Origin of the sequence: Halobacteriovorax sp. RZ-2 (genome assembly GCF_043196685.1) — a bacterium.
Taxonomy (GTDB): Bacteria; Bdellovibrionota; Bacteriovoracia; order Bacteriovoracales; family Bacteriovoracaceae; genus Halobacteriovorax_A.
Map to the genome: position 1 here is coordinate 165924 of NZ_JBEBMR010000004.1, position 21725 is coordinate 187648.

Consider the following 21725-nt stretch of genomic DNA (forward strand, 5'->3'; position numbering starts at 1 on the left):
TCAAAATAGGATTATTTGATAATTAGTGGAACTATTTGCTTAGCGCCCTCTTCACGAGTAAATTTATATTTTTTATCATCTATTGTTAACTCATACTCACCAGGCTTAAGGTTAACCGGATAAAGATGGATATGGTCATAAATACCATACCAAGATCGTAGGTCAGCTAATTCTGATTCTTGAATTGCTCGGTTTCCAGCAGCGTAAGCAGCACTTGCAGAGAGATAAGCAATCAGGCTGCCATTATTGTAGAGACTACGATAAGTCTGATAGGCAGAAGTTAAAAGAGCAATATGCTTAGCCGCAAGCCTTGCCCCTACTTTTGCTTCTAAAAGTGAGACATCATTTTTTAAAGAACTACTTAAGACTTCAGAAGTATTGGTCATAAGTACAGAGGAACCGCTTTCTTGCTCCTCTCCTTTAGCATTTTTAATTATGATCTTTTTAGGAGTCGATACTGTCGTTGAATCAATTTTTGGTAACTCAAAGTATATCTTTGGTTCAGCACCTCTGGTAAGAGCGAGCATTTTCAAAGAGAATGTTACAAAGTCATCCATCCCCTCGTCATTTGAAATATAAACTCCCACAGGAAGGCCCAGTGGAAAGTCGTAGACTTTGGCCGTTTTCTTAATGACGTGGCCATTTAAAATAATGATATATGTATTGAATGATTTTCTATTATTAAAGAAGTCGTATGTGCTCTTATAAGTCTCAGTTTCTGTTATATACTTTGAAAGCTCACCCTGACTCATTAAGTGGAGTTTTTTATAATCTTCTTGATATTTTTTATGTGATGAATTGTAGCTAGGATATAGTCCCATTTGCTGAATAAGATCTCTTTTTCCTATTTTTTTAAAATTATTAACAATCGAACGATCCTTGGCCCTACCATAAGTATCATGAACGACAATTCCCATCAGATCAATAAAGGTTGATCCCTTATAGATTGCACGTCCTCTATTTTGGGCCTTAAAGTTTTCGATATAAGCACTCCAATCTCTTAGAGTTGATACCATTGCCTGTTGATGAAATCTCTTTTGCTTATCCGAAGTAACTTCTTTGCTCTTCATATAGTGAGCAAGAATTTCATAAAATCGTATATTGGCCTGTTCAAATTGATTTGGATAATAGATGTCAGTTGCCTCTCCAATAAAAAGGGACTCTACTTTATTGGAGATACTAATCTTATACAATTCATTTGCGATCTCTTTAGCATTGTTAAGATACAAAAGAGCATTGTCATAGTCTTTTAAATTAAAATAAGCAATACCGAGTTCAGCTTGCTTTAGGAAGCGATCTTCCTCTCGCTTATAGACTTCACCTTTATTAATTTTTTCAACAACACTTTTGTAGTCGTTACTTTTATATAAAGATGAAATGAGGTCACCTTCATCCCTTACTTTCCTGGCTGCACATGAGACAAGAATGATAAGGAATGAATGTGTTAAAATCTTTTTTAAATTAGTAATATTCAACTAATTACCAACCTACTTTCGATTTTTCAGAATACTTATTTACACGTGTTCTTGTTCTCATAACTTCGACACCTCTAGAAATGTCCGTCATGCGAATATTCATTGTGTATTCTTTTAATGTTTTTCCACTTCTTGAACGTGGCTGCATTCTTACATTACCAAAGATCATTATATCTGCACCTGCAGCATTTCCAATTTTCTTTGCTTCAGCAGGACTAACCATCCCATCGTTTTGATATTGAATTTCTTTTAACAGGGCCTCACGAGCAGAAGCATCGATTAAAATATATTCTCCAGACTCACTTAATTGAGTTAAGAATTCATCAGAAATATCATCTGACGGAAAATATGGCTCGGCCGTTTGATTACTAAATTCAGCAACAAATACTTTTGGGCGTCTACCTAACTTAAGTAGATAATTTTTAAATCCTTTATGTTGTTTCATTTTTTGAATCACTGTTTCAACTGAATTTTCAGTATCACGCGTAACCCATGCATCAGTAATTTCTAATGACTTCTCATCTGATGTGTCACCCGAAACACGCTCAGCTTGAAATCCCCCACATGAAACTAATGTAAAAAGCACAGTAAGAGCTAAAATCTTTTTCATATATCCTCCATTAAATTTTTAAATCAACAAAAATATCAGGTAAATCATCCATCAACTCATCAACAACTTCTTCAATGATGGCCTTTTCTGAACGACCTGTTTGTGTATACCTTTTTGTAATATTCAATTTCTTCTTATTAAAATTAATCTCCAACGTCTTTTTTACAAAACCATCAACGTTTAAAAACTCGTCGATTAATGCAATTGCAATATTTAAGCGTTCCTCACTCTTTCCTGAAAATACATTATTCTTATTAAGCTCACTTATTAACAGCTTATCAACGATTTCAAACTTAGGTTGTGAATAAACGTGTAATGTAATTTCCTTTTTAGAACGTGCTTCATACTTTTTAACTTTAGACTTATAATTATCGGCCAAAGTCATCATATATAGCTCTAACTTTTTAATAACACTATTATTGGCCCTAATTTTAGAAAGAACTAAATTATAACCAGTCTTATATAAGTCTTCATTTTCTTTCTTTAATCCAGAAATATCACTTTTCAATTTAGTCATGAACTTTTTGGTATTAAGCCCCATTAAGACACAGTAGTATGATTCCTCATCAACAAATGACTCAATCATTTCAACGCCAAATAAGTTTTCAGAAACTTCTTCGCTGACAAAATCAGAATACTCGCCTTCATCTAATTTACCATTAGAGCTTTCAATCGAAATAAATTTTGCTTTTACTTTAACCTGAAAGTTCTTGGCTATTTCTACTCGTGCATCCTCAGTCGCCTCTTTCTCACTTAGGCTACAAGTCTTTGCACATAGAAAATCCTTAGGACATGATTTTATTTGTCCAAACGAATAAAGACTCAAAAGTGAAATAAGTAGGATCTTAATCTTCAAATTTTTGTCTCAGCTCTTCTTTGTGTGAATCTTTAGCAACAGCAATTGCTTTTTCTTGTGCATATCGAATTGCTCTTTGTAGAGTGTCTTCTTTAATACCTACTAACGAATAGCAAGTGTAGTATGGATCACCAATAAACTTTTCATCTTTCATTTTTTGTCTTTTTTCCCAGTACTGTTCTTTTACACGAACCCCAGAAACTTTTGTTCTAATTGATTGAGTTAGAGTTTCTGAAAATGTTTTAATTTCTTGTGAGTCCTCATCAAGATTCGTTACTTCAGTGTAATCATTTGCAATCTCCTGAGAGATTTCAGAAGCAATAACTGCAGTTGATCTGGCCGTAGCAGACTTAACACAAAGTCTTCTATTTCTGTTTTCAGATTGTGATAGGAAGTAGTGATAGTCTTTATCACCCTTGTAGTTATCAACGCTTTCTAACCAATCAGGCTCAATTTTATTTGAAGCATTTAAGATTTTATAATCAATTTCAAACTCTCTTGCCTTCTTTCCAGAAGCACAAGAAATCAACGCAATTGATATTAGAAAAAATGAGAAAAACTTTGTCATGATATCTCCTAAAAAAATAATCTTAGCGGACTTTTCCAAGTCAACTAATTTTACTTTACGTTGAGATATAATCAATGAAAAATTATTTTAATAATTCCTTAACAGCAACATGACTTAGCAAGAAGCCTACTGTTCCTGTCATGTATGTAGCAGTACCTAGCCCACCATCACAATCCAGCTTAAGTGCTTTCGAAGTATTATCAATTTCGCACTTTTTAATCTTCTTTGATGGCTCAGGGGAATAGACACATTGAACCTTGGCCTTTGAACGGCCAAGAGGGTAAAGGTGCTTCTTTTTAAGCTCTTGTCTCACCTTACGATAAAGCATATCTTGTTTCGTCTTAGATAATTCTGCAACAGTGATCATTGTAGGATCAACTTTTCCACCAATTGCTCCAGAACTTACAATTTTAACTTCACGCTTATAACACTCATTAATTAATATCGCCTTCTCACGGGGCGCATCAATAGTATCGATGATAATCGAAGGCTGCTCAGCAAATATCTTATCCATATTCTTTTCATTAAAAAAACAATAATGACAGACAACTTCACAGTCAGGATTAATTGTCGCGATCCTCTCTTTAAGAGCATCGGCCTTCATCTTTCCATAATTTCCATCGTGAGCATGTAGTTGGCGATTAGTATTTGAAACACAAATATCATCGAGATCAACTAAAGTGATTTTATTAACTCCGAGACGAGCAATCGATTCAACACACCAAGTCCCAACACCACCAAGGCCAATAATCATAAAATGTGAATCTTTAATTACAGTGAAAGCCTCAGCTCCAAGAAGGGCCGCTATTCCATTAAATCTTTGTTCGTGATTTGACATAGGCTTGTAAAAACAGGTGCTTAAGAAACATGGCGCACTCGGCAGGAGTCGAACCTGCGACCTTCTGATCCGTAGTCAGACACTCTATCCAGCTGAGCTACGAGTGCGCATGTAGGAGTTATTTATAGCCCCTAACTGCTCATATTGTCAATGCGTTCTTGCATTCAAGGAAATATTTGTCAGAGGGCCCTAAAAAATTGGACAATAGGCTCAATTTATTAATTATTTACCAGTTTAATACATGAACAAATTTTTACTTATATTACTGACTCTTCCCCTGCTAACTCTTGCCAGTGAAAGTAGTGAGCTACAAAAATCCCTCGATCAAAGAATCAAAGAGGATAATCATTCAAACAGTACCTCTTCCCTGGTTACTGCACATAGGCCTAATTATATTTTGCCAATTACCTATATGCACGATCCTAATGAAGCACCCTACCCTTCAGACGATGAGCTTAAGAATATCGAAACTAAATTTCAGCTTAGTTTCAAGTTCACAGTTTTGTCTCATATCTTTGGGTCTAAGACTGACTTGAATTTTGCCTATACTCAAAAGTCATTATGGCAACTTTACAATAAGAAAAACTCGGCGGCATTTAGAGATACCAATTACGAGCCGGAGTTATTTATCTCTTTTGAGCCGTTTAATGAAGACTGGCGTATTTTTAAAAACTATTACCATTTTGGATTTGTTCACCAGTCAAATGGTCGTGACTTACCCTTGTCACGTAGCTGGAATAGAGTCTTTGCAACGACATTCTTCGAGTGGCAAAAAACATTATTCATGCTCAAGGTTTGGTATCGTATAAGTGAAGAAGCTAAGGATGGCCCGACTGATTATACGGGAGATGACAATCCCGACATTACTGACTATCTTGGCTATTTTGAACTAACAGGTATCCATAAAATCAACGGGCATACACTTTCTTGGATGCTAAGAAATAATTTAAAGAAAGATAACAAGGGTGCTCTTGAAGTTAATTGGTCTTTTCCTTTGCCGGAAACACGTTTAAAAGGTTATCTTCAAGTTTTCACTGGCTATGGTGAAACGATGATTGATTACGATTATAATATGACTCGAGTAGGACTCGGTGTCGCATTTACAGATTGGTTATAATGAAAAAAATATTAGCGACAATTTTACTCTCTACACTTACTTTTGCCAGTAACTATAAACCAGAATACTGGGGTATTGGATTTGGTTATCGTAATGCAGATATTCCATTCAAAGTAAAAGATAAGAAAGTTTCTGATATTATTCCTCTCTTCTTTTATAAGCGTGGAGACTTCCAGCTCGATGGCCTATCGGCACACTTCACTTTTTATAGACCAATCAAAAAATTAAATATCAACCTTATGTCAAAGTATCGCTTCTTTGATATTCCTAAAGATACGCAAAACACAGTTCGTGGAGCTGGCTTCGACTATGGTTTTGAAGCACAATACATCCACTCGAAAATGTGGAGAACGAGTGCGCAAATTCTTGCTGATCATTCAACAAGAAGCTATTTCACACTAAGGACTGAAGCTGACCTTGTGTGGAAAAAGGTTTTCTTTCGCCCTTATGCCTATGCAACTTTTAGAAGTGCAGAGTTTAATAACAAGTATTATGGCCTAGATGTATCAACACCTGGCCCAGGCTATGAAGTTGGTGCCGGAGTCAAGGCTGCCATAAGAGTACATAAAGATTTTAATATCCTGACTCATGTAAAAGTAAGTGCCTTGGATAATGAAACGGCAGACGCTCCTACAATTCGCAACCAGGTAAATACAGAGACGTTCTTAGGTATTGGCTTCATGGATCCACACCTAATCCATATGAATGGACACGAGATTACAAAGCGTACAAAACTTAAGTCGAAAACTTTTATTAGGGCAGCCTATGCGATGGCCACACCATCAAACTTGAGTGATATCCTCTCTTTTCACACAGCAACTGATAAGTATAAGAATGACATGGTTTCTTTTGCTTATGGTATTCCAATGGCCGATCAATTCCTAGGAGCTGATATTCCAGTCTATCTACTGCCTCAATATGTTGGACATCTTAAAAGTGACGTCCAAGAAAGAAGTAATGAGTTTGCACTGGCCGTTAAGATCTTTATTCCATTTCACTGGCCTATTCAGTGGAGACTTGGTCTTGCTGAAGGCATTTCTTATGCCGACCAAATCACTTATATCGAAGAATTTGATATTTCTGGAAAAGGATATCGCAGTAGTAAGTTCATGAATTACTTAGACTTTTCTATCGATTTTAGCTTAGAAAAGGCAGGACTTAAGCACACGTGGCTGGGACTTATGATCCACCACCGCTCAGCTATTTTTGAATCGTCTTCAATGTTTGGTCGAATCAAAGGTGGAAGTAATTATATAGGAGCCTATATTCAACAGGATCTATAGAATCCCCGAAGGTTTCAATTAAAAAAATTGAAAAACTCAATGATTTCAATAATCTCTATAGTGGAAAAATCTTCTTTCCTGACCTTTGTCATGAAAATTCCGCTCTAGAAACATGATATTCATCCGATAATGGGTGCATGAAAAATTTAAGCTATATATTCACTCCATTATTTTTATCGACCACTATCACAGGGCTTTGCATCTACTACAGTCAGATAAGTCTTACTCAAGGACTTGCTTTCTTTAGCGCACTAATTCCTGTTACATTTTTTGCTGTAAAGGAGAGAAGAAGCCATCGAGTTAATCTTCAATCTTTTGTACAAAAACTAGATTACCTTCAACGAAATATTGTTGGAACAAACGCTCAGTTTTTTGAATCTTGTGAACAACTCGATGAAAGCACCGAAGAGCAAGCAAGTGCTGTTATTCAAACAAGTGCCACGAGTGATGAAATTAGTGCCATGATTACTAAGACTACTGGATCGATTGACTCATTTGAAGCAAATATTAAAGAGATCAACGGGCTTATTAGTAGAAGTGACCACTCATTAGCAAAACTTGAAAAGAATATCCAATCGAGCTTAACAACAAGTCGTGATATCACTGAATCACTAAGTGATATTGTTGTTAACCTTAATGGTTTCTTATCGACATTTACTGATGTTGAATCCAAAGCAATGCTTATTAACGACATTGTTTTCCAAACGAAGCTTCTTTCTTTCAACGCTTCAGTTGAAGCAGCTCGTGCCGGAGAGCATGGAAAGGGATTCTCAGTTGTCGCTGAAGAAATTGGGAAACTAGCATCAACAAGTGGAGAGAGTGCAGAGGCCATCAATGCCACACTTCATGAAGCACAATTAAAACTAAATACTCTTATATCGAATATTCAAGAAAATAGTAAGAATCTAAACGAGAGACTAGACCACACTGCTGAGTCTTGTGATAGTACTCTTCAAGAATTTAGACATAGCTTTAATCAGACTAATGATGAAACAGTTAAGATGAACGAGCAGATTCAAGAAGTAACAGTTGCTGCCAAGGAACAAGAAAATGGTGTCATTGAGCTACGTGATGCAATTCATGCTATTAACAATTCCACGCAAAGAAGTACCCTAGTTGTTTCTCAAACGCTTAATCTAGCAAATACAATTAGTCAGTACCTAAGTGAGCTTTCTGGATCAATCAATCATACAAAAGAATCTCAGAATATTAGAATTAACGAAAATATTGAATTAATCCCATGGGAAGATAAGTACAATATTGGTATTTCAAAAGTAGATGGTGAACACCAAGAACTACTTCGTAAAATTAATGCTCTTATCAATGCAATGAATGTTGGAAAAGGAATGAAAGAGTCTTTCCAAGCACTAAAAGAATATACAGTGTTTCATTTTGATGAAGAAGAAGAGTATATGTTAAGCATTAACTATCCTTCTTATGAGTCACATAAGAGAGTTCACGAAAAGCTTTTATCTGCAGTTGCACGCTTTGAACAACAACTTCATAACGGAACACTTGAAAAAGATAAGCTAGCGAGCTTTTTAAAGAACTGGTTATTTACGCATATTATGGGAATTGACACTAAGTATGCAGATCATGCAAAGAAGCAGCGAACAACTAAGTTCGCTGCCTAATTGGAGTTAAAACTCAGGATAAAATACTTTTGCAAATCTTGAGTAATTTTCAAATTGAGGCATATGCCCTAAACCATCTAATTCAATTAGCTTAAGTTTAGGGTTTTTCTTTTTTAAGTCCTTACCTAAATTCTGATATTGACCTAACTTTCTTTTTACACCCTTTTTCTTCCAGCCACGTCCTGGTCCTGTTCGATCCCGAGTCCCTAAAATTAAAACTGTCTTGGCCTTAATCTTTGGGATCTTAACGACAATATTATCGTTAAAAATTGGGCCATAAGTTAAGGCCGCATTCCAAGCAACATCTTCGTAATCTGGGCCATTTAACCAGCCTTTAAAAGGCGTCAGAAGCTCCTCATATGAATCGGCCCATGCGCCATCATAGTAATTCTTTCTTTGATAATTTCTGGCACCATCAACCGTTTTGTTTTTTTCAATATTATAGAAAAACTCCGGATCTTTATATTCAGCATAGTCCAAGTACGCTTCTAGGCCAATTGGATTAACAAGTACGACTTTTTTAATGTCTCGGTACATGGCCCCCATATTAACAGCAAGCATTCCCCCCATTGAGTGACCGACAACAGTATACTTTTTAACGCCAATTGACTTCAAGAGATCGTGGGTATTCTTAGCTAGCTGAGGAAAACTATAACTATAATTTTTTGGCTTAGAACTTTTACCAAAGCCAATTTGGTCAGGAATAATAACTCGGTAACCTTTTTTCACAAGATCATTGGCCACTCGTTCCCAATAAAACCCTGCAAAGTTTTTACCGTGAAGAAGAACAGCTACCTTATGTTTTGATTGACCAATATCCATATAACGCATTTTTAACTTCTGTCTTTGTGAAGAAAGCTCATATGTTTTTACAGGAAAGGGATATTTAAATTGGGATAATTCAGCATCAAAGCTTAATTTACTTTCAGTACTTGTTGCACATGAAACGAGAAAGAGCGCTAGAAGTAGCGTTGTGATAATTTTCATTTTACATCCTTTGTTAGCATGTAAAATTTTAAAAATGACTAGTGCGGATGTAAACCCATCTAACAAAGAGTTAACAAATCAAATGTTTAAGTCGGATACTTAGATGCGAATTCCAAAGCCTAAAGATGACTGATACTCATGTTCATCATCAGTGAAGATAACATTCATTCCAGCATTTAACGTGAATACATTCATAAGATTAATTGCAAGACCTGTTCCCGCATATGGATTGACGTATGTAGCGGGCTCAACTGTAGTTGTTACCCCTGCTTCAGTTCTTTCATACTTACTATCACGTGCATGTGCTCCGGCCCTTAAATACCAATTTAGAGCTCGGCCAAGGTTAAATGAACTTCTAAGCCCAAGCATATAATTTGTTGAATCATCGCTAATATCAACACCAGTATCAAATGACTCGTCTTCCTTTGCCTGTGTCACCTCTGCCTCAAGTGATAAGTACTTTGGGCCATAGTTTGCTCTTAGGCCGTAAAAGAGACGACTAGACGTATGTGGAGTTGGAAGTATCTTTTGTACACGCTCATACCCTACGACAGGCTCAATTTCTAAATTACCGCTCTTAAAGCCACCAAAACTTCGGCCTTGAGCAAAAGTTGAAAGAGAAATAATAATTGTAAGTGCAGCTAGTAGTAGTTGAGTTTTCATAAAACTATTATCGCATGTCTATAGGGGCAATGTATTTGAGGGGTAAATATGGCCTAAGGTGAAATTTAGTTACAAAAAAAGACCGCATTTGCGATCTGACATTTAATTGGGAATTTTAAAATGGCGGAGACTGACCTGCGGCACGTGCGTGAGCACAGTGACGTTGAGTCTGCTTAATATGCATAAGAAAAAAACAAGCGTTAGCGCCAGTTTTTTTGTGATCAATTTGATGTTGGATTTAATAAAAGAATTATTTGATTCAAAATGGCGGAGAAGGCGAGATTTGAACTCGCGGTACCCGGAGGTACGACACCTTAGCAAGGTGCTGGATTCGGCCACTCTCCCACTTCTCCATTAAGAAAAAAAGTGGCGGAGGACACAGGATTCGAACCTGCGGAGCTCGCGCTCAACGGTTTTCAAAACCGCCGCTTTCGACCACTCAGCCAATCCTCCGCAAAATACAAATATTTTGCATTCGTGAGATATATTATTAAGATTCTTACACACATTTGTCAACGCTTTAATGCATTTATTAATGCAAGAATATTTTGACGGTCTCTTGCGGCTGGGCTGAGCGTCAAATATCTTTGAAATTTATCAATGGCAAGGTTAGGTTGACCAAGCTCTTTATACAGAAATCCCATCATCTTATTTAAGTCTGGATCGTTCGGATTAAGCCTGTTAGCGCGCTGAAAGAACTGTAGTGATGGTACAAACTCTCTTGTTTGAAACGTTAGTTTTCCCATTGAGAAAATAGCATCAAAATAGTTTTTATTAATCTGTATTGCCTTAGATAAATTCTTTTTGGCCTCTTGGACTTTTTTGCCTATTAAATAAATTTCCCCTAGCATATAGTATCCAAACTCTGAATTTGGATGCTTTTCAATTTCAACGAGGGCCGCTTTTTCAGCATCTCTGAATTTTCTTTGGCTAAAAAGAATCTTAGAACGATAGTAATTAATCCTAGGGTAAGTAGGTAATCTCTTTTCTAAGATGTCTATATGCTGATTAGCAAGGCCGTAGTTATTCATATGAATATAAGTGATGATTAGCTTTTCTCTTACGAGAAGGTTTCCTGGCTCGTATACAAGAAGTTTAATCGCGTTCTCTATTAACTCTTTATAATTTCTTTCAATCTCAGAAACTTCAACTAAGTAAGAGTATAGTGCACCGTCCTTTTTATTCAGACGATCCAGAACCTCTTTCATCTCACGATAGGCTTCGTAGTTCTGATCACGATAGTAGAAGACTGCAATTTGCCCATAAAGCTTAGGGTTATCTCTGTGCTCTAGGAGTTCTTGTCGAAGGTAACCAATAGCAGTTGTCACACCATCTGTTTCGTAAAGGACCTTACTGTTTAAGATTTTATAATCAATATTAGAAGGGTTTAATCCCATCGCCTCATTTAGAAAAATCTTTGTTTGTTTAAACTTTTTATTTTTAAAAGCAATCTTGGCCATTTCAAATTGAGCAATATCACTAAGAGGATTTACTCTTGCAGCGGCCTTAAATTTATCGAAGGCCATCTTATCATTTGCAATTAAATTATAATAAAGCCCTAAAAGCATATGAAATTCAAAAGTCTCTCTAAACTTCTCACTTGTCGATAAAGCCGATAGTAAACGCTTGGCCTCATCTTTCTTGTAAGACATAATATTAGCTTTAATAAGAGCATAATTAATTCGTGGATTAACTGGGTGAAGTGCTCGAAGCTTAGTTAGCGTTGTTATCGCAAAATCAAAATACCCTCTTTTGACTTGTAGCTCTGCTAAGTAAAGTTTTGCATCAATACTCGTCTCATCCAACGAAACAGCTCTTAAGGCCAATTCAAAGGCCCTATCCCAATTTAAAAGCGCAACTTCGTCTTTTGATTGCCTAATAAGAACTTTAATCTTACTTGTTGAAATAACTTTTTGAGTGAGATCACTTCCCGCTACATCTAAAGTTGCAAGAGTATCTCTTAGAGATTCATCATCATAGATCTTAAGTGATTGTTGGAATAACTTTGTCGCACCTTGAATGTCCTTATTATAGGCTTTAACAAAACCCATAAATTTTAAACCTTGGGCAAAGTTGTATGGTGATCCACCACCGTATTTTGCAATTAAGATCGAGGCAATCTTATTTAGTTCGCCCATTTTTTCTAATTCTAAGAGGAGGTCTCCATATATAATTAAGAATCGGTAATCACTTTGAAATTTTGTCTTATTCTCAGTTATAAGCTTAAGGGCCTCTGTACTATTCTCATTTAAGAGTAAGTAGTTAACCATTGCATCAATCGATTCAACTGTTCTTAGCTTTGCTTTAAATAGCTTGTCATAAACAATCTTGGCCTTATCGAGCTCACCTGCTTTTAAAAGATAATTCAAGTAAATTGAAAACATCTTAATGGAAGGCTTATTCGATTTTAAATAATTATATCTCTCGATAGCAAAAATCGCCGTTTCATACTTTTGAAAATAGGCATAGAATTGAGCGGCACCAATAACGACATCAATATCTGAGAGAAGCTTAGACTCTTCAATTCTAATAAGCTTAGACAGAACCTGACCTGCTTCAAATTTATTTTGTGTATCAATTAGTAAATCACTATAAGCGTGGATTAATTTGCTAATTGCAGGGTTTCCTGAAAACTTATAGCGAAGCGAGAGATTAAATTTGTTGGCCGCACTAATACGATTTACAAAGCCTTCTTGTTTAAACAAGGCCATACCTTCTTTATAGGCCAATTGTGCTTTTTGAGGTTGAGCAACTTCAGTTGCAACAGGAAATGAAATCTTTGGAACAACGACTGTTTCAATATCTTTCTTCTCTTCTGGCAATAGGAAGATGATTGTCACCACAAGAAATAATACAACAACGAGGTTTCTTTTCTTATTACTAGTAACTTCTTTCTTTTCGACTTTCTTTTGAACAATTTTTTTCTTCGGCTTCTTTTTAAGTCTACGCTCTTCCTGCATAATCTGAAGTTCAATATCACTATAATCTTCAGTCTTTGTTGGAAGCTCTTCTTTCTTTAATTCTGCAAGATTAAACATCTGAGTTGCAGCATCAGCATCCACAACTTCCTCAGGTTCCGGTTCTGGCTCCTTATCTTTCCCCTCACCTTCTTCACCTTCTTCACCTTCAGAATCTTCGTCATCGCTATCAAGATCAAACTCTTCTCTAAAATTATTTACAACGACAGTTTTAGCTACATCCTCGTCATCTTCTTGATTAGGACTTTGCTTTTTCAAACTAGAAACATTAACGAGAACTGTTTTATCAATTGGAGGAGGGCCTTCTTCTTCGACCTCATCCTTTGCTTCATCTTCTAATTCTTTCTTGGCCTTAAACTTCTCTTCGATCTCCTGATAGTCAATATCGATATCTTTGTCCTTAGAGAACTTAAATTCATTAAAGGCCGTCTTATCTTCACCAATTAGCGTGTGATGCTTTTGCTCACTATCTGTTTGAGCATATTTTACTTCTTTTTCTGTTTGTTCTTTAACAGGCGCTGGTTCTTCTATTTTAGAAAAGAGCTCACTTAGTTCTGGAATTGCATTTACAGGGGCCCAATCCCCAGTTGGAAACTTTTGAAATAGACATGAGTCATCGATTGCATCTTTATGACCCAACTCGATTAATTCTGAAAATACAAAGGGGCCCAAAACCTTATTCGATTTGGTTTTGACACGAAACTTTATCATGTCTTCATTATCCTAAGTATTTGAATTTAAATCAAATCTAGGCTGTGCGTGGATTATTTTTCACAATACCGAATATATTCTGTCTGTATGCTAGTGAAATAATCAAGAATATCGTCGAAAGTAATTGTAAATTCGTTAGATAATCCATGTGTAAATAAACAATATGTCCTATTAAAAATAAGTAGGCCACATGTACAATCCCCATTAGTTTTGAAACAAGCGGAGAATAATCAACCTTAATAGCAAATATTAATAAGTAGATGACTAAGAATAATTGATAAAAACTATCAATACCAAATGTTGGAAGATAGATAACTGCACTAGTCAAACATATCGACATAAGTTGAATGGCCTGATAACGAGTATCCACTTTTATAAACGAGAATATCACCTGCACACATAGGAATAGAAGGTAGAAATAAGGACTTAACTCTATATTCAAACTGATAAATCTTTCTAAGACAGATAAGCAGAAAATATATTGTAGGATTGATAGATATGGGCGCTTCTTTTCCTTAGGCATTAATAATGCTGTCGTAACAACAATTAAGATCTCATAAAAGAAATTCCCTAACTCAACACCTTGGAACTCTTTCACAAAGAAATAAACTACTGCGATGACAATCCAAGCGAGGATATAAAATAGGCTATGCTCACTCTTTTTGTCCGTATCAAAAAAACATAGTGCCCCTAAAAGCAGTACAATATCCGTAACACCAGTAAAATTCCAAATATTAAAAAGTGAAAACCATAAAAGTGTAAAACCTTTAAATAAAGATCTTAAGTCACCCTTACTATTAAAAAAGAAAAATGAAAAAGTAACTGCTGTTACAGCAAAATAACTTCTCTCTGTTGAAGAGAAAACAAAATCTTTAAATAGAAAATAAAACACACCTAAGAAAATAACTGAAAGAATCGATGTGCGTTGCTTTTCATTAATCCCAGAATATTTCTCTAAAATAGAGTTTAAAAAATATGTAACAGGATAGAATAATAATAGTGAATAAAAACTAGCTTGCATGGTTTAACTCCATACTCTTGTTACAGAAATCGACAAATATTGTAAGTAGAACCATCAAAGGTATCAGCTTTGCTAGACCTGAAACAAATGAAATCGATAAGATTATCGTCAGCATTGAAATATTAGCTGTCATAATAAATTGCATACGCTCCTTAGAACCTTTAATGAACTCAGATAATCCAAGTAAACTAAGGGACGTAAGTAATAGTGGTAATGTATGAACTTGAGTAAGTAGCAATAGAGATAGAGCAAGAATATTAATCGAATTAGTAACTCTTGATCTAAAATGAAGTCCTATTAAAAGAAGAACAATAAAAGGAACTATGATAATTGCGGAACTTGAAACATATTCTGCGTAATTGATAAGTGTTAGATATTTCAAAATGATAAGAGATAGTAAGACACTATCTTCTTTAGAAAAGAAAATGAATAATAAAGATGAAACGACTAGTGAATAGAAAAGATAGTAGAATTGATCTTTGAAGATTAATAGTCCTATTAAATTCACAAATAAATAAGCTAGAAATTTAAAATTATGTAATTTTGCAATCGAAAGTAGTGACATCGCTGCAAGGACAAAAGTTGCTAAGTTTGTAGCACCAAAGATAGCAAAAGCAAGAGGTGCCATTAATGACAAGCTTAGTGAATCAGACTTTCTTAAAAGATATAAGGTAAATAAGGCACCAACTGCTGGTAAGAAGCCAAATTCTATTCCCAAAGTTAATCCTGAGAATCCTGTTGCATACATAGTGCCACTAAATACAAAGCATAAAATAGCTGAAATAAGTATAGAAGCTATAAGAATAAGATGCTCTTTATTATAACTCATTTCATTACCACCTGGATAATTAGTACGAGAAAATACGATGCCATAAGAATCATACTTAATGCTCGTACACTTCGATAAGATAGAGCAAATACGCCAATATGTGATCGACTCATACTTATCTGAGAACTTGCTGTATCTTTAGATGCAAAAATTTCATCAAGAAATGCAAATCGTTTCATATTTCCTAAGTTAACTTTAGTCCCAATCATTGTTGTAAGTTCGGTTAACTTGATAGCAAGCCCAAAAACTAAAAGATTTAAAGTAAAATAAGAACCTACTGCATAGTAAATAGGGCCTCTGTTGATATCACCAATAAAGCCTTGGAAATAAATTAGCCCAAAAGAAATTAAGCTAATTGTGATTAAACAATAGAGAAATTCGAACCACTGAAGCTCTTGGCGATTCTTTAGTGTAGATTCAGTATTTAGTAGAAATACTATCGTCGCAACAAAGAAGGTTAAGACGAGAATCCCCGTATTTTCAATTGTAAAGGCCAAAGTAAATAGGCCCAATAACCAAACCTGATCAAATAATTCATATGAAAAGTACTTTTTTAGTACTTGTATCTCTTGCGCTAAAATATTCTTTGTAGCGATCAAGGACTTCCCTACATAAAAGAAAACTAGAATCGACATCAATAGCGACTCTAAATTCAATAAGACTGCAATAATTGAAGTTAGTAAGAATACGGCCTTAAAGATACTGGCCTTACTAATGACAGCTAAGAAAAGTAGAATCGATAAAGAGATAAGGAATATATTAAGAGTCGGTGAAATATGCTGGATATTTGATAATAACAAAAATGACATTATCACGCCGTCCGTAATAGCAAAGTTATCATCATTTGAATGTAAAAAGCTTAAAAATAAATATGCCGAAAATAGGTACTTGAATGAAGCGGACTTATCAACAAGTGTAAGAAAACAAATTATAGCTATTTTTAAGATTGCTAAAGATCGAAACTTAAAGTCCACCCTTGAGAAATTAAACAAGCTACATGTACTAAAACCTATAATCTTTAAATTAATATCAATTGGTAGAAGTAAGATACCAAATGGTAAAACTTCAAAAACCTTACGCTTAGACTGATCAATTACTAAGTAAGAAAAAACAAAAGGTATAATGGTATTAAAGAAATCAAATTCAACACCAGCAAAGTAATAAGTAAAATTTAAAAGTATAGGAAAAATGCTAATAAAGGCCTTAGCATAATTATTTAATCGACTACTAAAATGAAGGCCAATTAATGCTAGGATGAATAATGAGATATTAATATAAATCATTTTAAACCCTGCCTTACTTTAAACTCTTTGAAGATAGCATTGATAATAAGAAAGATAGGAGCTGAATAAATGAAAATCATGACTCCATCACCTAAACTAATAGACTCTTGTACCCTTAGATCAATTAACAGAAGAAAAATTGCTATGATTGTAAAAAGAGAGAAAAGTTTTTTTGTAAATCTCTTAGTGAAGAGATAAACACCAATATTAATAACAAATAGAGTTGATAATAGTGTAAATGGATCGATATTATGCATTCTTATCTCCATCTAAATTCACAATTGATAAAAATGCTATAAATACTAGCAGTACACTAAATTTTAATAATATTGTCCAATCAACATGTGTATCAACATTAAAGTTGTTAATTGAACCAATTAATCCACCGCTACTCTTAAGGTGATAGATATTAACTGAGAATACACCCAGTACGATTGTCGTAAATAGGAAGTAAGGCAGATACTCAAAACGCTTAAACCTAACTTCAGAAGTTGGAAAACAATATTCAACAACACTTAGAATTAGAATAAGCAGAGATAAGAAAATAAATAAGAAGTACAGTAGCACAGTTGATGATACACCTAGAAAATTTAAGAGAAGCATCGTTAGTGATACTGGATATAGAATCATCGTATATCTCTTCTTAGAAAATGCTGCCAACAAGAAGAATATAATGATTAAGATATTAAAATACATTGAATACCTTTGTAATACATAAAATCATAATAACGACTAAACTAAAGACGGCCCTACTGCGAGCGCTACTAAGTATAGTCGAATAGTCTTTGAGTGGTTGAAACTTTAAGTAAGTGTTACTCAAGATAATTAAAATGGTTTGATAAATTAAAACAAAAAGCGTTATGACAAAATAGTATAAAGCTACCGATTCAAACTTACTTTTAAACAGCAGTGACCAATCAGTATTAGTAAAAGTTAAATTAATAAAGAAGAGAGCAATAAAACTTTGGTATAAAAGCCTTACATATGAGCACTGTATACTAATATATTTCTTATCAGAGTAAATAGAACCAGCCTTTATAACTTCAATCTCAGTCGTATAAAAAAGAGCTAAGATCGGAAAAGCGAAAAATAATTTTATTAGGAAGCTATTAGACTGAATCAATGAGTAAATAATTAAAAGAGTACTCAGGACAATAAGCTGGCATATAACAATTTGAGTCTTTTCAATAATCTCAGAACGAATAAGAGATAGTCTAAATCTAAAAATACCAACGAATACAGTGACCGCAACCATTAGAGCATAGAATGGTAAGATATATCTAATCTCATTTGTGAGTAAGAAAAACGCAGATAATGTCTGTCCAAAAATGGCCAAAAACAAGATCACGATAAAAGAGTTAAAACTTAAAGCATCAATACTTTCAACACTGTGAGAAGCTGCTAAATATTTCTTCAGGCTCAAAGTTGGTAAGATTTCTTTTGAGTTAAGAAGAGAACCCATTAATTGAATAACGATTAGCCAAAGCGGCAAAGCAATAATTAGTTCCAAGAACTATCCTCTTTAATTTTAGATAATTACAAAATAAGTAGTATTAAAATTGTAGCAAGACCAATCAATATTGAATACGCTTCTTTGTAAAAATCTAGTGTTTGGGCACCAAGAATGACAACAGTAATCATGGCAATAACCTGAAATACAATAAGAAGCTTAAATGTCGTCTTAAATGAAGTTAAGTTTGATTTGGCCAGATGAGACTCACGATTAAGTTTCTTGAAAGGAGCCTGGGCCATTTTAGGTTTGAAAAACAAGGGGTAGCCTAAGACTACCCCAAGAATAATAAAGAAAATTAAAGATGTTAGTAGTACTAATTCCATACTACTTAATTAGGAGCAAGGCTCCGTTAGCAAGAGCGATAAGCTTTTGCCAGAAAATACCAAGAAGTACAACTGGAAGCGTATAAGCACCAATTACTAGTTGGTTGATAAATCCGAAACCACCGATTTGCTCATCAGACTCTGCATCTTTAAGAATCATTACACGAACAACTTTCATGTAGTAATAAAGAGAGATTACAGAGTTAAGAGCAGTAATAACCGCTAGTACATAGAATTTCTTATCAATAATTGCAGCAAGAATGTTGAACTTAGCTACGAATCCCGATAATGGAGGAAGACCAGCTAAAGAGAACATTGTAATCGCCATAGCAATTGCCATAACTGGATGCTTCTTAATAAGACCTGAGAAACGATCGATATGATCATTACCGTAGTGATCTTGAATGAATGAAGCAACATAGAATGCTACAAGAGTCATAAATAAGTAAGTTACAGAATAGAAAAGAATTGCTGTCCATCCTGATTTACCAAGTACAATCGCACCAAGCATCATTACACCAGCGTGTGAAATTGAAGAGAAAGCAAGCATTCTCTTAATTGAGCGCTGACCGATAGCTGAAACGTTACCAACTGTCATTGTAAGAGCTGCTACGATACTTAGAAGAACTAGCCAAGAGTCCTTAAGAACACCAACATCTCCACCAAAGAATACCTGAGTTAGACGAGCAAATGCTACGATCCCTGCAAACTTAGGAACTAATGAGAAGAATGCTGTAACTGGCAGAGGTGAACCTTCGTAAACATCTGGAGACCACATGTGGAAAGGCACACAAGAAATCTTATAACCAATACCTACAAAGAAAAGTAGGAATGAAGGAATAAGAATTGCTGTTTGCTCAGTTGATAGAGTTGATAGCATTGGCATAAGTTCAGAGAAGTTAATTGTCCCTAGAACACCAAAGATGTGACTCATACCAAATAACATCATACCAGCAGTTACACCACCGTATAGAACATACTTAAGACCAGCTTCAGTTGAACGTTCATCGTTCTTCTTAAGCGCGGCCATTGCATATGATAGTAGTGAAAGTGTTTCGATCCCTAAATAGAATAGAAGCATATTGTTTGCAGAAGCTAGAAGCATCCCACCAACTAAAACACCCATTGCTAAAATTGTGTATTCAGCTTTTGTTCCTTCGTAAAGATCCTTAGAGATCTTAGAAAGGTAAATAACACCAGCTGTACTTAGGATCATTACGATCTTTGCAAAACCTGAGAAGTGATCAATAACTAAAGACTTAGTAAAGATATGTGTCGGCTCAATACCAAGACCTTTAACTTGATAGATAAGCGCACATAGTAGTCCAAGCATTGAACCCCAGTAAAACATGTTTTTTGAGCTACCTTTTTCATCATTTCCGTAAGTAGCTTCGATGAGGATTAAGGCCCCCATCGTGAAGCACACTAAAAGCTCCGGAATATAATGTGAGATACTCGCTAAATAATTTAAAGCCATCACTTCACCTATTGACTATTAAAAAGTCGCTAATAATGAAACTAGTTTACCTACAGAAGCCTTCATCATATCTAGTAATGGAGATGGCCAAATACCAAATAGGATTACTGCAATACATAGTGGAACCATGTAGAAGATTTCTCTAGCATTCATATCTGTATAAGATTTGTTTTCTTCAATAACCTCACCAAAGAACATTCTCTTGAACATCCATAGTAGGTAAGCAGCACCAAGAAGAAGACCAACAACTGCAAGAACAGTGATTGTTGTAAATCTATTGTAGATCCCTAGGAAAATTAGAGCTTCAGAGATGAAACCTGAAAGTCCTGGAAGACCCATTGATGCGAACATCGCGATGATGAAAACAATTGAGAACTTTGGAAGTTGTGTATAAAGACCACCAAAACCTTTTGTTCCATCTGGTCTAACGATCCATCTGTGGTGTGATCTTTCATAAAGAATACCGATAAGAAGGAACATCATAGCTGTTGAAGTACCGTGGTTGAACATCTGAAGAACAGCACCGTTCATACCTTGAACTGTCATAGCAGCAAGACCTAGCATTACGAATCCCATGTGAGAAACTGAAGAGTATGCAACAAGTTTCTTAACATCTGTTTGTGCCATGGCACAGAATGCACCGTAAATAACGTTAATTAAACCTAGCCATGCAATTGCGTCTGCAAAGTAAACAGAAGCTGATGGGAAGATTGGGAATGCAATTCTTAGGAAACCATAAGTACCCATCTTAAGTAGTACACCGGCAAGGATAACTGAGATCGCTGTTGGTGCCTGAACGTGTGCGTGTGGTAGCCACGTGTGGAATGGGAAAACTGGAACTTTGATCGCGAAACCAATGAAAAGTGCTACAAAGAATACTTTTGCAAATGGAAGTGCCATACCAAAGATATTTACAGTTTCGTTTACAAATTTACCGCCTGAAAGCGCTAGAATATTGAATGAATCAACACCTTGTCCTGTTACGAAGTATAGAGCAACCATACCAACAAGCATTAGGATTGAACCAAAGAATGTATATAAGAAGAATTTAACAGCTGCGTACTCTCTATTCTCACCACCCCAAATTCCGATTAGGAAGAACATTGGGATTAGCATTACTTCCCAGTAAACATAAAACAGGAAGAAATCCATTGATAAGAATACACCGTAAACAGTTGATTGAAGCATTAGTAGTAATGCAAAGTAACCTTTAACTTGCTTTTTAACTGTCCATGAAGAAAGGATACAGATCGCAAAAAGAAGCGAAGTTAAAAGAACCATTGGTAATGAAATACCATCAATTCCTAGGTGATAAAAAATGTTAAACTGCGAAATCCAAGAATGTTTAATTGTAAACATCTCTTGCATACCTGGCACAGTATTGTCGAATTTCATGTATAGACAACCTGATAAAACAAGTGTGATCACAGTATTAATCAAAGACCATACTCTAATTGCCGTCTCTTTCGTCTTAGGTAATAAAAGTACCCCAAGAACACCGATCATAGGCATCCACAGAATCCAACTTAATAGATTAGAATGTGCGTTCACTGTAACTC

General features: G+C 35.2%; 20 protein-coding genes and 3 tRNA genes. 3 read left to right on the plus strand and 20 right to left on the minus strand.

Going from position 1 to position 21725, the window contains the following annotated elements; all coding sequences use genetic code 11:
- Positions 1-11 precede the first annotated feature (11 nt).
- The 6 genes from ABMA78_RS15140 to ABMA78_RS15165 form a co-directional block, all read right to left on the minus strand.
- The gene (locus tag ABMA78_RS15140; RefSeq protein WP_392861269.1) at positions 12-1475 is read right to left on the minus strand and encodes a hypothetical protein; all 1464 of its coding nucleotides are present in this window, start codon (positions 1473-1475) and stop codon (positions 12-14) included.
- Positions 1476-1479: 4 nt separating this feature from the next.
- Entirely contained in the window at positions 1480-2085 is a 606-nt protein-coding gene (locus ABMA78_RS15145; RefSeq protein ID WP_392861271.1) for a CsgG/HfaB family protein, read from the minus strand.
- Positions 2086-2095: 10 nt separating this feature from the next.
- Positions 2096-2941 (minus strand): hypothetical protein, encoded by an 846-nt coding sequence (locus ABMA78_RS15150; protein WP_392861273.1) that lies wholly within the window; start codon positions 2939-2941, stop codon positions 2096-2098.
- On the minus strand, positions 2931-3509 hold the full coding sequence (locus ABMA78_RS15155; protein WP_392861274.1) for a hypothetical protein: 579 nt from the start codon (positions 3507-3509) through the stop codon (positions 2931-2933). Before ABMA78_RS15155 ends, ABMA78_RS15150 begins: the two co-directional genes overlap by 11 nt.
- Before the next feature lie 82 nt (positions 3510-3591).
- On the minus strand, positions 3592-4347 hold the full coding sequence (locus ABMA78_RS15160; RefSeq protein WP_392861275.1) for a ThiF family adenylyltransferase: 756 nt from the start codon (positions 4345-4347) through the stop codon (positions 3592-3594).
- Positions 4348-4377: 30 nt separating this feature from the next.
- Positions 4378-4454: transfer RNA gene (locus ABMA78_RS15165), tRNA-Arg, on the minus strand.
- 134 nt (positions 4455-4588) lie between these two features.
- Here ABMA78_RS15165 and ABMA78_RS15170 point away from each other — a divergent pair.
- The 3 genes from ABMA78_RS15170 to ABMA78_RS15180 all read left to right on the plus strand — a co-directional run bounded on the left by ABMA78_RS15170 (position 4589) and on the right by ABMA78_RS15180 (position 8381).
- A complete protein-coding gene (locus tag ABMA78_RS15170) occupies positions 4589-5464 on the plus strand; it encodes a phospholipase A (RefSeq protein ID WP_392861277.1) in 876 nt (291 codons plus the stop codon).
- Complete coding sequence (locus ABMA78_RS15175) at positions 5464-6747, plus strand: MipA/OmpV family protein (protein ID WP_392861279.1); 1284 nt, start codon at positions 5464-5466, stop codon at positions 6745-6747. Before ABMA78_RS15170 ends, ABMA78_RS15175 begins: the two co-directional genes overlap by 1 nt.
- Before the next feature lie 137 nt (positions 6748-6884).
- Positions 6885-8381: a bacteriohemerythrin gene (locus ABMA78_RS15180; RefSeq protein WP_392861281.1), complete on the plus strand. Its 1497-nt coding sequence runs from the start codon at positions 6885-6887 to the stop codon at positions 8379-8381.
- A 6-nt stretch (positions 8382-8387) separates the two neighbouring features.
- On the opposite strand, the gene ABMA78_RS15185 is transcribed toward ABMA78_RS15180, so the two are convergent.
- The 14 genes from ABMA78_RS15185 to ABMA78_RS15250 all read right to left on the minus strand — a co-directional run bounded on the left by ABMA78_RS15185 (position 8388) and on the right by ABMA78_RS15250 (position 21717).
- The gene (locus ABMA78_RS15185; protein WP_392861283.1) at positions 8388-9368 is read right to left on the minus strand and encodes an alpha/beta fold hydrolase; all 981 of its coding nucleotides are present in this window, start codon (positions 9366-9368) and stop codon (positions 8388-8390) included.
- Positions 9369-9467: 99 nt separating this feature from the next.
- The gene (locus ABMA78_RS15190) at positions 9468-10031 is read right to left on the minus strand and encodes an outer membrane beta-barrel protein (protein WP_392861285.1); all 564 of its coding nucleotides are present in this window, start codon (positions 10029-10031) and stop codon (positions 9468-9470) included.
- A 265-nt stretch (positions 10032-10296) separates the two neighbouring features.
- Positions 10297-10384: transfer RNA gene (locus ABMA78_RS15195), tRNA-Ser, on the minus strand.
- Between the two features lie 14 nt (positions 10385-10398).
- Positions 10399-10484, minus strand: a tRNA-Ser gene (locus ABMA78_RS15200).
- A gap of 59 nt (positions 10485-10543) precedes the next feature.
- Positions 10544-13720 carry a hypothetical protein gene (locus tag ABMA78_RS15205; RefSeq protein WP_392861287.1) on the minus strand — a complete coding sequence of 1059 codons (3177 nt, stop codon included), beginning with the start codon at positions 13718-13720 and terminating at the stop codon, positions 10544-10546.
- Positions 13721-13757: 37 nt separating this feature from the next.
- The gene (locus ABMA78_RS15210) at positions 13758-14741 is read right to left on the minus strand and encodes a hypothetical protein (protein WP_392861289.1); all 984 of its coding nucleotides are present in this window, start codon (positions 14739-14741) and stop codon (positions 13758-13760) included.
- On the minus strand, positions 14731-15459 hold the full coding sequence (locus tag ABMA78_RS15215; RefSeq protein WP_392861291.1) for a hypothetical protein: 729 nt from the start codon (positions 15457-15459) through the stop codon (positions 14731-14733). Before ABMA78_RS15215 ends, ABMA78_RS15210 begins: the two co-directional genes overlap by 11 nt.
- Positions 15460-15566: 107 nt before the next feature.
- Positions 15567-16853 (minus strand): hypothetical protein, encoded by a 1287-nt coding sequence (locus tag ABMA78_RS15220; RefSeq protein WP_392861293.1) that lies wholly within the window; start codon positions 16851-16853, stop codon positions 15567-15569.
- Complete coding sequence (locus ABMA78_RS15225; protein ID WP_392861294.1) at positions 16850-17110, minus strand: hypothetical protein; 261 nt, start codon at positions 17108-17110, stop codon at positions 16850-16852. The genes ABMA78_RS15220 and ABMA78_RS15225 overlap by 4 nt, the downstream gene beginning before the upstream one ends.
- Positions 17103-17549, minus strand: coding sequence for a hypothetical protein (locus ABMA78_RS15230; RefSeq protein WP_392861296.1), 447 nt, complete (start codon positions 17547-17549; stop codon positions 17103-17105). The genes ABMA78_RS15225 and ABMA78_RS15230 overlap by 8 nt, the downstream gene beginning before the upstream one ends.
- The gene (locus tag ABMA78_RS15235) at positions 17539-18363 is read right to left on the minus strand and encodes a hypothetical protein (RefSeq protein ID WP_392861298.1); all 825 of its coding nucleotides are present in this window, start codon (positions 18361-18363) and stop codon (positions 17539-17541) included. The genes ABMA78_RS15230 and ABMA78_RS15235 overlap by 11 nt, the downstream gene beginning before the upstream one ends.
- Positions 18364-18389: 26 nt before the next feature.
- Entirely contained in the window at positions 18390-18689 is a 300-nt protein-coding gene (locus tag ABMA78_RS15240) for a hypothetical protein (RefSeq protein WP_392861299.1), read from the minus strand.
- Position 18690: 1 nt separating this feature from the next.
- A complete protein-coding gene (locus ABMA78_RS15245; protein ID WP_021267433.1) occupies positions 18691-20166 on the minus strand; it encodes an NADH-quinone oxidoreductase subunit N in 1476 nt (491 codons plus the stop codon).
- An 18-nt stretch (positions 20167-20184) separates the two neighbouring features.
- Positions 20185-21717 (minus strand): NuoM family protein, encoded by a 1533-nt coding sequence (locus tag ABMA78_RS15250; protein ID WP_392861301.1) that lies wholly within the window; start codon positions 21715-21717, stop codon positions 20185-20187.
- Between the last annotated feature and the right edge of the window lie 8 nt (positions 21718-21725).

What these genes read in the sequence shown, in the direction of transcription:
- ABMA78_RS15145 (WP_392861271.1), bottom strand. Translation starts at nt 2,085, where the DNA reads ATGAAAAAGATTTTAGCTCTTACTGTGCTTTTTACATTAGTTTCATGT.
- ABMA78_RS15155 (WP_392861274.1), bottom strand. Translation starts at nt 3,509, where the DNA reads ATGACAAAGTTTTTCTCATTTTTTCTAATATCAATTGCGTTGATTTCT.
- ABMA78_RS15160 (WP_392861275.1), bottom strand. Translation starts at nt 4,347, where the DNA reads ATGTCAAATCACGAACAAAGATTTAATGGAATAGCGGCCCTTCTTGGA.
- ABMA78_RS15170 (WP_392861277.1), top strand. Translation starts at nt 4,589, where the DNA reads ATGAACAAATTTTTACTTATATTACTGACTCTTCCCCTGCTAACTCTT.
- ABMA78_RS15175 (WP_392861279.1), top strand. Translation starts at nt 5,464, where the DNA reads ATGAAAAAAATATTAGCGACAATTTTACTCTCTACACTTACTTTTGCC.
- ABMA78_RS15180 (WP_392861281.1), top strand. Translation starts at nt 6,885, where the DNA reads ATGAAAAATTTAAGCTATATATTCACTCCATTATTTTTATCGACCACT.
- ABMA78_RS15185 (WP_392861283.1), bottom strand. Translation starts at nt 9,368, where the DNA reads ATGAAAATTATCACAACGCTACTTCTAGCGCTCTTTCTCGTTTCATGT.
- ABMA78_RS15190 (WP_392861285.1), bottom strand. Translation starts at nt 10,031, where the DNA reads ATGAAAACTCAACTACTACTAGCTGCACTTACAATTATTATTTCTCTT.
- ABMA78_RS15205 (WP_392861287.1), bottom strand. Translation starts at nt 13,720, where the DNA reads ATGATAAAGTTTCGTGTCAAAACCAAATCGAATAAGGTTTTGGGCCCC.
- ABMA78_RS15210 (WP_392861289.1), bottom strand. Translation starts at nt 14,741, where the DNA reads ATGCAAGCTAGTTTTTATTCACTATTATTATTCTATCCTGTTACATAT.
- ABMA78_RS15220 (WP_392861293.1), bottom strand. Translation starts at nt 16,853, where the DNA reads ATGATTTATATTAATATCTCATTATTCATCCTAGCATTAATTGGCCTT.
- ABMA78_RS15225 (WP_392861294.1), bottom strand. Translation starts at nt 17,110, where the DNA reads ATGCATAATATCGATCCATTTACACTATTATCAACTCTATTTGTTATT.
- ABMA78_RS15230 (WP_392861296.1), bottom strand. Translation starts at nt 17,549, where the DNA reads ATGTATTTTAATATCTTAATCATTATATTCTTCTTGTTGGCAGCATTT.
- ABMA78_RS15240 (WP_392861299.1), bottom strand. Translation starts at nt 18,689, where the DNA reads ATGGAATTAGTACTACTAACATCTTTAATTTTCTTTATTATTCTTGGG.
- ABMA78_RS15245 (WP_021267433.1), bottom strand. Translation starts at nt 20,166, where the DNA reads ATGGCTTTAAATTATTTAGCGAGTATCTCACATTATATTCCGGAGCTT.